We start from the raw sequence: 9,661 nt of genomic DNA, 5'->3' as shown, positions 1-9,661 counted from the left end.
TGGCTGCCAGTGAGGCCTGTTCCCCCTCCAACGCGCTCATACCACAGCAACGAGCCAAAGAGCGGGAAGCTACGGGTTAATGCTCTGCGAGCCCTAACTTCCCGGCCTTGGGGAAACTTCAGTCGGTCCGTGTGGGTGGAGTTTCTGCTGGCGTGGATCGGGTTGGCGGTACTGGGGCGTGTGCCTTGGCGTTTTATGAGTTTTCTGGCCGATGCTCACGAGCGAGGTGTGCTCCGGCAGGTGGGAGCGGTGTACCAATTCCGCCACCTCGATCTCCAGCGTCACCTCGCAGGATCTGGGAACTAGTACTCCAGCAGGAATTCTCCATTTCCGCTGGTCAACGGTCTGGGAGTGGGAATCGCGGTCGGGCGGGTGCGGGACGTTCGGTCGAGTCCCGCCTCACGCCGGAGGAGCTGCGAAGGGGCCACGGACCAGGCAACTCCCGGTGATCTTGATGGCTCTGATGCCCTGCTATGGTCCGAACCCGTGACGGACAGGGTGCAGAAGCAGTACGAGGCGATGCGTGGGCACTTCCACCGGGCCGCGGGGCAGCACGGATTCACGCTCGACCCCGCCCAGGAGTTCCCGGTCGAACGACTCAGCCGGCTGGCCGGCGAGCTGGCCCACCCGGCCTGGCGGCTGCGCCGCAGTCCGCGGCATCTCTACCTCTGGGGCCCGGTCGGCCGCGGCAAGAGCTGGCTGGTGAACACCTTCCTCGACGGGCTGCCGACCCCGCGCAAGCGGCGGCTGCACTTCCACGACTTCTTCCGCCGACTGCACGAGGGTGTCGCCCACCACGCCGAGAGTCGGACCGCGGACGGCGCGGCGGTGGACCGAGCCGTGGACGAGCTGCTCGGCAACTGCCGGATTCTCGTCTTCGATGAGTTCCACGCCCACGACGCGGGTGACGCGATGCTGGTCGCCCGTCTCCTCCGCACCCTGCTGGACCGGCGGATCACTCTTGTCACCACGTCCAACTACCCGCCCGCCGGGCTGATGCCCGACCCGCTGTACCACCACCTCTTCGAGCCGACGATCAGGCTGATCGAGGAGCGGATGGACGTGCTCGATGTCTCCGGGCCGGTCGACTTCCGGCTGCAGCCCCGGTCGGACCGCGCTCACGGGTTCGACCTCGGCGCCCGTCTCCGCCCCGGCGACGAGACCTCGGTCGGTCTCACTCCGCCCCGGCCCGAGGAAGCGGGTTCGGTGGCCGCCCACCACCGTGAGCTGTCGGCCCGGGCAGTCCGCGAGGACCACGTGTGGTTCGGCTTCCAGGAGCTGTGCGAGGGCCTCACCGCCGTCGCGGACTACCTCGCACTCGCCGACCGCTTCCCCACCATCGTCCTCGACGGCGTCCCACCGCTCACCGAGGCATCCCCCGACGGCCGTCGGCGCTTCGCCAACCTGGTCGACGTCTGCTGCGACCGCGACGTCCGCCTGGTCCTGATCGGCGCTGATCCGCTCGCCGGCCTCTCCACCGGCTCCACCCTCATGCGCGACCTCGACCGCACCGCCAGCCGCCTCGCCCTCCTCCGCTGGCCGGCTCAGGAGGCCGCCGGCTGAGCGCCCACCGAGCAACCAGCGGGAATGGAGAAGTCCTGCTGGAGTACTAAAACGCCTCCAACCTCATCCAGGTCGCACTTCCGACCAAACTTTTTTCCACCCCGCCGCACCGCTGGCCGCACGACGGCCCCGCGCCGCCCGCTCACCCCGGCGAGCGGCGAGTTCACGCAGCCGCAGGTGATGCACGGTGGTGTCGAGGGCGAAACGTCGTACCACCGGGCGAGAGCTGCGAGCAGTCGGTCGCGCAGGGCCGTGCTCGGCTCGGTCGGCCGGAGGCGTTCACCCCGGCACCAGGACGACCGGGTAGGGCGGCCCGAGGCACGGGCGGCACCACCGCAGCCGACCACGGCGGTGCGGACCCCGCCGGATCGAGGCTCAGCCGGCCCAGGGAGTGGAGGACGGCCGTGGTGTCCGTGGTGTCCGCATGCCAGCCGCCGTCCTCGCACCACAGAACGGCGGCGGCACCGGCGGCGCGGGCCGCCGGGCTGAGCCGGTCGGCCAGTGCCACCGCGGCCTCCTTGTGCGGGGAGGTCACCGTCAGGCCGCGCAGTCGCAGTCGCCACTGCAGGTCGACCAGGTCCCAGTGGGCCGCGGCGCACAGCAGCCGGCCCCGCCGCTCGACCGCTCCCCCGTCGTAGCGCCCGCCCTGGCGCCGCGTACGCAGTGTGTACGTCAGCGGGCCGTCGACGTACCGCCGCAGCCGGTGCGGGTCCGGGTCCCCCACCAGATCGGCCCGGACCTCGATTCCCACGGACCGCCCGGGACTCGCGGCTTCGCCAGGACCGCCGGCCTCCGGGGCGAGCGGGCTCAGCCGGCTCCCGTCGAGATCCTCCGGGGCGGTTGTCACGGCAACCAGCGCGGCCCGGCGTCCGGCGCCGCTCAGCTGCACCACTCGGTGTACTCCTCCAGGCGGGCCCGCTGCGGGACGAACCGGTTTACGGGGGCGCTCTCGTCCGGGTAGCCGACGGCGAGGGTGCTGACGATCAGCGCGCCGGACAAGGCGTCCCGCGCACGCTCGGCGGCCACCGGGTCGAGCAGTGGCAGTCGGTCGGCGACGTCCGGCTGCGCGGGCTCGCCCCGGTCGAACGCCTCGCGCAGCGTCCGCATCACCACCTCCAGAGTTCCGCCCGTCAGTACGCCGACCCGCCATGGCTGGGTGTTGCGGCTGGACGGAGCCTGGCCGGCCGCCAGCAGAACGTCGGTCAGTACACCGTGCGGGACGGCGCGGTCCAGGTAGGCGCGCTTGCGGTGCCGCCCGACTATCACCGACAGAGACTCAGCCGTCCCCAAGGCGGCCTCCCGGGGCGACCGAGAGTCCGGCGCTCGCCACCCGCAGTGGTGCCACACTGAAACCCGGTGGCAGTGCTGCCAGTTCGGCCCGGGCAACCGCCTCGGCCATGGCCGAGCGGCAGGTGTTGGCGCCGCAGACGAAGAGCAGCAGCCGACTCCGGCGGCCTGCCGTCAGGGCCGGGACGGAGAGCGCCAGCGCGGGACAGGGAAGCCGGCTTGCCGAGCAGCGCGAGTGCTGCGCAACCGAACTGCACACGGCGGCCACCGCCGGCATCGGTCTCCGTGAGCCTGTGTTCAAGCGAATCCGACGCTCGGCCACCTTGCTGAAGCGCCAGGTCTACCGTGAGTTTGCCTCGGCTGCTGTGTGCCACGTGCCAAGTCGCGGCGCCCGCACGATCAGCAGACGCGCGCCTGCTGCCCCGGCATGGCGGGCCGGACGTTGCCAGAACCGGTAGGCAACGGGCAACCCCTGCCGGGGGCGTCGGCCGATGGCGAACCTGGCAGGGTGCGAGCACGGTTGTGTCCTGGTCAGCCCGGTGATGGGCCTCTGTCAGACAATCCGTAGGTGGTATCGTGCACTGTTAATAGGGGAGGGCACTGTGGCGATCGAGCTGCCCGGCGCGGTGGAGTCGTTCTTGCAGTTCATCGGGATCAACTGGCCCACGGTGAATGAGGACAAGGTCCGTGAGTTCGCGTCGCATGTAAGGGAGTTCGGCGAGAACCTGGAGTCGGCACACCAGGGTTCGACGGCGACGATCAAGCAGCTGGGTGCCTCGTACGAGGGGGCGTCGTACGAGGCGCTGCTCGCCAAGTGGGCGGATCTGTCGAACAGCCATATGGACGAGTTGGTGCAGGCGACTCACGCTGTGGCGACGGCGCTGGACGTGGCGGCCGATGTGATCGTGGCGATGAAGGTCGAGGCGATCGCCGAGCTGGTGGTGATGGCGGCGGCGTTCGTGGCGGACCAGGCGGCGGCGGTGGCGACGTTCGGGTTGGCGGAGGCCGCGGTGGTGCTGATCGAGGAGGCGGCGAAGAAGGTCGTCAACTTCCTTGAGCAGCAGCTGGAGCAGTACATCATCGGGAAGGTCGTCGAGGCGGCGATCAATCCGTTGGTGGAGGTGGTGGGGCGCGCGGTGAGCGGGATGGTGTTCCAGGCTGCGGAGTCGGCGCTGGGGGTGTCCGGTGGCGGGGCCGGCGGTGGTGGCGGGTCGGCGGGTTCCGGGTTCCGGATCCATCCGGAGGAATTGATGGCTCACGCGCAGACGATGCAGGACCACGCCGACACGGTGGCGGCGCACGCCGAGCTGTTCCGGTCCAAGATGGCGGGGGTGAGCTTCGAGTGACCAATCAGATCGTCAAGGCCTTGGAGCACGGGGCGCAGAAGCTGGGCAAGACGCTGGGTGAGGACGCCGGCAAGGCGGCGAAGGACCTCTACAGCTCGGCGGGCAACAACCTGAAGAAAGTCGCCAAGAACACCGCCGAGACGGACGCGAAGCACGCCGACGAGTTGAAGAAGATTCTCGGCGGTGGCAAGAAGGACGTGCCTGGCGTCAAACACGGCGATGGAGGCAGCAGCCGCGGGTCCGGCGGCGGCCGGGGCGGCAGGGGTGGCAGCGGCAGCGGGCCCGGCGGCGGCCGGGGCGGCGGCAACGGCGGCGGGAGGGGCGGCGGCAACGGCAGCGGCGGCGGCCGGGGTGGAGGAAGCGGCAGCGGCGGCGGGAGGGGCGGCGGCAGCGGAAGGGGCGGCCGGGGCGGTGGAAGGGGTGGTCAGGGTTCCGGTTCCCGGCCGCTGCGGAATGACGCCAGGCCTCCGCGCGAAACCGCCAAGCCCATCTCCACCCGGGTAACGCGCAGCGACCCCGTCGACATAGCCTCCGGCGAGATGCTGCTCGCGCAGACGGACGTCGAACTCGGCGGCGCCCTGCCGCTGTTGCTCACCCGCACCCACATCTCCTCCTACCGAGTGGGCGGCTGGTTCGGCCCCTCCTGGGCCTCCACCCTCGACCAGCGGGTCGAACTCGACGCCGAGGGCGCCCTGTTCGCGGCCGAGGACGGCATGGTGCTGCACTACCCGGCGCCCGACCCGGACGAGCCCGTGCTTGCGCTGGAGGGTCCGCGCTTTCAGCTGGAGCGTGATCCGGAGAGCGGCACCGCACTGCGGATCACTGACCCCAGGGCCGGAGTGACCCGGTACTTCGACCTGCCGCCCGGTGCGCAGCCCGATGCCTCGGGCACGCTGTACCTGCCGCTGGTCGCCCTCACCGACCGTAACGGCCACCGCATCGAGATTCTGTACACCGACTCCGGCACACCGGTGGAGGTGCGCCACTCGGGCGGCTACCGGATCGCGGTCGACACCGCCGACTCGCGCATCACCGGATTCCGGCTGCTCGGCGCGGGCCCCGAGTACGGCCCGGACGCCGATGCACTGCCGCTGGTCGGTTTCGGCTACGACGGCAACGGCAACCTGGCCGAGGTGGTCAACTCGTCCGGGCAGCCGGGACGTTTCACCTACGACGGGCAGGCGCGGATCACCAGCTGGACCGACCGCAATCAGCGCCGGTACCGCTACCTGTACGACCGTGCGGGGCGGTGTGTACAGACCCGCGGCGACGGCGGCTTCCTGGACGCGGTTTTCGCCTACAACACGGAGCAGAGGACAACCACCGTCCGGGACTCGCTGGGCAACAGCACCGTCTACCAGCTCAACGAGCTGGGCCAGAGCGTCATGGAGACGGATCCGCTGGGACACACTGTCCACCGGGCCTGGGACCGGTACGATCGCCCGCTCAGCCGCACCGACACCCTGGGCCGCACGGTGTCCTTCGAGTTCGACATCGACGGCAACCCGGCCGCCGTCACCCGGCCCGACGGCAGCAGGACCACCATCGTCCACAACGAGCTGTACCTGCCGGTCCACCACGTCGGCCCCGACGGCGCCACCTGGTCCTATGCCTACGACGACTGCGGCAACCCGACCGAGGTCGGCGACCCCACCGGGGCGGTCACCCGCTACGGCTACGACGAGCAGGGCCACCTCGCGACCGTCACGGACGGCTCGGGCGGTACCACCCTCGTCCGCTGCGATGCAGCAGGGCTGCCGGTCCAGGTCAGCGATTCCCTCGGCGGGACCCGGACCACCGTCCGCGACGCCTTCGGCCGCCCGGTCGAGGTCGTCGACGCCGTCGGAGGCCTCACCCGCACAACGTGGACGCCGGAGGGCCTCCCGCTTTCGCGCACCGGGCCGGACGGCGCGGTCGAACGCTGGGAGTGGGACGGCGAGGGCAACCTGCTGCGCCACACCGACGCTCTCGGCGCGGTGACCGTCCACACGTACACCTACTTCGACCTGCCGGCCTCCCGCACCGACCCGGACGGCAGCCGGTACACCTTCGAGTACGACACCGAGTTGCGGCTCACCAGGGTCACCAACCCCCAGGGCCTGCACTGGGACTACACCTACGACGCACTGGGCAATCCGCTGTCCGAGACCGACTTCGACGGCCGCACCCTGCGGTACGAGTACGACGCCGGCGGCCAGCTGACGGCCCGGGTCGGCGCGCTGGGCCAGCGCACCACCTTCAGCAGGGACGTCCTGGGCCGGATCCTGTCGAAGGACGTCGACGGAACGGTCACCCGCTACACCTTCGACTCCACCGGCCGGCTGCGGTCCGCAGACAGTCCCACCAGCGTCCTGGAGCGCGGTTTCGGCCCCGACGGCACAGCTGTCGAGACCGTCGACGGGCGCACCCTGACCGTGCGGTACGACGCCCAGGGCCGGCGCACCGCCCGACGCACCCCCGCCGGGGTCGAGAGCAGCTGGACGTACGACGGCGAGGGCAACCCCGCGGACCTGGGCTTCGCCGGCAAGCATCTCTCCTTCACGTGGGACGCGGCGGGACGGGAGACCTCGCGCCGCTGGGGTTCCGAGGTGAGCCTGCGCCAGACCTGGGACGGGGCAAACCGGTTGACCTCCCAGCTGCTGGAACTGGACGCCGCGGACGGATCGGCCCCAGGGGCCGGCGCACCGGGCGGCCGCATCGTCCAGCGTCGTGGTTACACCTACCGCTCCGGCGGCGGCCTCTGCGGCATCGACGACCACCTCGCCGGCCCGCGCGCCTTCACCCTGGACGCGGTCGGGCGCGTGACCGCCGTGACCGCCAGGGGCTGGACCGAGTCCTACGCCTACGACGCGTCCGGCAACCTCGCCGACGCCCGCTGGCCCGCCTCGCCCGCCAACTCCGGCGCCGTCGGCCCACGCTCCTACAGCGGAACGGAACTCACCCGCGCGGGCTCGGTGCACTACACCTACGACGGCGCGGGCCGGGTGACCACGCGTCAGAAAACGGGCGGAGCGAGCGGCTCCGAGCGCTGGACCTACACCTGGGACGCCGAGGACCGCCTGGTCGCCGTCACCGCCCCCGACGGTCAACTCTGGCGCTACAGCTACGACCCGCTCGGCCGGCGCACCGCCAAGCTGCGCATCGCCGAGGACGGGACCACCGTCCTGGAACGGACCGACTTCACCTGGGACGGCCCCAACCTCTGCGAGCAGACCACCCACGCCCCCCACCTCCCAGGCCCGCACACCCTCACCTGGGAACACGACGGCCACTACCCGCTGGCCCAGGCCGAGACCATTGTCACCGGGGCGGACGCCTCCCGGAATGAGACCAGCCGCCGTTTCTTCGCGATCGTCACGGACCTGGTGGGCACCCCCACCGAGCTCGTCGACACCTCCGGGGGCATCGCCTGGCGAGCGAGGACCACCCTGTGGGGTGCCACCACCTGGCCTTCCGGCAGCAGCACCTACACCCCGCTGCGCTTCCCGGGCCAGTACTTCGACCCCGAGACCCGCCTCCACTACAACGTCAACCGCTACTACGACCCGGAAACCGCCCGCTACACCTCTCCCGACCCGCTCGGCCTGGAGCCGTCCCCGAATCCGGCGAACTACGTCGTCAATCCGCACACCTGGCTGGACCCACTGGGTCTCGCCATGTGCGAGATGGATGTGGTCCGGGTGTACCGGAAGGAGAAATGGGATTTCCGGGGAGCCCCCGGCAAAAGCTACCGTGTCGAGGTCGACAAGCATGGAAATGTCACGATCCCCCAGCCTCCGAACACAAGCCTCTACGTGAACATGAGCGGCGACCGGCACCACACCGACCACTACCAGAACGGCCCTGAACATGGGCCGAGCGGTGGCCGCGTGCAGTCCTTCGAGGTACCGCTGAGTTATGTGGAGAAGGTGCACAGCGAGGCTCTCCCACAGAACCCGAATCACTTCAAGGGAGACCTTGGAGGTGAATCCTGGAAGGACTACAAGAAGAGGTTCCCGGAGATATCCGACCCGACCCAGGGGCCCCACCTCTACGGAATACCGGGAAGTCGCCTGTCCGAACTGGAGTCGCATATAATCCCGGGGAGCGGACTCTCCGAGCCGTTTTCCCAGCACGGGTGGACGGCTATGAAGGACGGTAATCCGCTCACCTGGGAGCAGCAGAAGACGGAATGGGACAGTGAGCGAGGGCACACGCCCTGACCCGGGCCGGCGCCAGAGGGGACTTAGGAATGGACGAGAACGAGGCATCCCGGGGCAAGGACCCTCTGAACGAGGAGGAGCAGGCGCTCCTCGACGAGCGCGACCGGATCGGCACCCGCCCGCAGGAGGATGCCGCCCCGCCCGGGCTCAGCTGCTTCGTAGCGACGGTCGAGGGGTCGGCGCAGGAGTACGCGAGCCGGCTGCGTGCCGTCCTGGGCGCTGCCCTGGACGGAGCCGTCGCCCGGTCCGGGATCGGCAGGGAGATCACTCCCCGTCAGGTCCCCGAGTGGTTCGCCGCGATCTGCGACGGCCAGGACGGCGAGCGGGTCGCTCCCGACTTCGCCCGGCGTGGCAGTGAGCGGTACACCGCTGCGGGCCACGGCAGTTCCTGGGACCTGCCGGACTGGCTGGACAGGTTCGACCCCGACGATCCCTTCAGGACGTGGTCGTGGTGGGACCTCACCCAGGCCGGCGATCACACGCTGTCCCTGTGGGTCGATGCGGGGGGCGAGGACTTCTTCGCGTGCGACGAGCTTCGCTGGGCCGCCTACACCTCCGGGGCGGTGTCCGTCGTCGGCCCCCGGCTCCTGAAGTTGGACGGGTGGCTGAGCGAGCCCTCGGTCTGACCAGCACCCCGGCCGACCTGGAGTACCGATGACCGAACCCCTGCTGCGTCAGATCCGCGCCTCGCACGACGAGTACAGCCTCGTCGTCTACCAGGCGTACCCCGCACCCATCGCCGGGGCCGCCCTGGCGGCGGGCACCTTCGTGGCCCCGTTCAAGCGCGAGCGGATGACGTGGATCAAGCCGTCCTTCCGCTGGATGATGTACCGGTCCGGTTGGGGCACCAAGCCCGGACAGGAGCGTGTGCTGGCCGTCCGGATCAGCCGCGAGGGCTTCGAGTGGGCCCTCGCCCATGCCTGCCTGAGCCACTACGACCGCGACCGCCACACCTCCGCCGAGGCCTGGATGGCGAAGCTCGCCGCCAGCCCGGTGCGCATCCAGTGGGATCCGGAGCGCTCCACCGACCTCGGCACACTGCCCCACCGCGCCATCCAGATCGGGCTGACCGGCGAGGCCGTCGACCGGTACCTCGACGAGTGGATCCTGGACCTCACCGATGTCACCGCCCTGGCCCACGAGGCCCACGCCTTGGTGCAGGCGGGACAGCCGGAGGCGGCCGACGCCAAGATCCCGGTCGAGACCCCCTATGCCCTGCCCGGCCACCTCGCAGCGCGGATCGCCGCCACCGGCTGAAGGGAT

At 70.5% G+C, this 9,661-nt stretch carries 8 protein-coding genes; 5 read left to right on the top strand and 3 right to left on the bottom strand.

Annotation, left to right across the window (positions count from 1 at the left end; all coding sequences use genetic code 11):
* Positions 1-486 precede the first annotated feature (486 nt).
* Positions 487-1,563, top strand: a complete 1,077-nt coding sequence (gene zapE / locus P3T39_RS25295; RefSeq protein WP_280701235.1) for a cell division protein ZapE — start codon at positions 487-489, stop codon at positions 1,561-1,563.
* Positions 1,564-1,726: 163 nt separating this feature from the next.
* Here zapE and P3T39_RS25290 read toward each other — a convergent pair whose 3' ends face one another.
* The 3 genes from P3T39_RS25290 to P3T39_RS25280 are packed head-to-tail and all read right to left on the bottom strand — an operon-like array spanning position 1,727 to position 3,109.
* Entirely contained in the window at positions 1,727-2,455 is a 729-nt protein-coding gene (locus tag P3T39_RS25290) for a hypothetical protein (protein WP_280701234.1), read from the bottom strand.
* Positions 2,443-2,829: a nitroreductase family protein gene (locus P3T39_RS25285; RefSeq protein ID WP_280701232.1), complete on the bottom strand. Its 387-nt coding sequence runs from the start codon at positions 2,827-2,829 to the stop codon at positions 2,443-2,445. Before P3T39_RS25285 ends, P3T39_RS25290 begins: the two co-directional genes overlap by 13 nt.
* Positions 2,830-2,839: 10 nt before the next feature.
* Positions 2,840-3,109 carry a hypothetical protein gene (locus tag P3T39_RS25280; protein ID WP_280701230.1) on the bottom strand — a complete coding sequence of 90 codons (270 nt, stop codon included), beginning with the start codon at positions 3,107-3,109 and terminating at the stop codon, positions 2,840-2,842.
* Between the two features lie 232 nt (positions 3,110-3,341).
* Here P3T39_RS25280 and P3T39_RS25275 point away from each other — a divergent pair, with 232 nt between their 5' ends.
* From P3T39_RS25275 to P3T39_RS25260, 4 genes are read left to right on the top strand one after another with little or no spacing between them, the layout of a single operon-like run.
* Positions 3,342-4,196: a WXG100 family type VII secretion target gene (locus P3T39_RS25275; protein ID WP_280701229.1), complete on the top strand. Its 855-nt coding sequence runs from the start codon at positions 3,342-3,344 to the stop codon at positions 4,194-4,196.
* Positions 4,193-8,398, top strand: coding sequence for a DUF6531 domain-containing protein (locus P3T39_RS25270; protein WP_280701227.1), 4,206 nt, complete (start codon positions 4,193-4,195; stop codon positions 8,396-8,398). Before P3T39_RS25275 ends, P3T39_RS25270 begins: the two co-directional genes overlap by 4 nt.
* Before the next feature lie 29 nt (positions 8,399-8,427).
* On the top strand, positions 8,428-9,024 hold the full coding sequence (locus P3T39_RS25265) for a hypothetical protein (protein WP_280701226.1): 597 nt from the start codon (positions 8,428-8,430) through the stop codon (positions 9,022-9,024).
* A gap of 28 nt (positions 9,025-9,052) precedes the next feature.
* A complete protein-coding gene (locus tag P3T39_RS25260; RefSeq protein WP_280701225.1) occupies positions 9,053-9,655 on the top strand; it encodes a DUF4291 domain-containing protein in 603 nt (200 codons plus the stop codon).
* The last annotated feature ends 6 nt before the right edge of the window (positions 9,656-9,661 follow it).

This window comes from Kitasatospora sp. GP82, from assembly GCF_029892105.1.
In the GTDB taxonomy this organism is placed as follows: Bacteria; Actinomycetota; Actinomycetes; order Streptomycetales; family Streptomycetaceae; genus Kitasatospora.
Note: the sequence above shows the minus strand (reverse complement) of the source record. Positions and strands in the feature narration are given on the sequence as shown.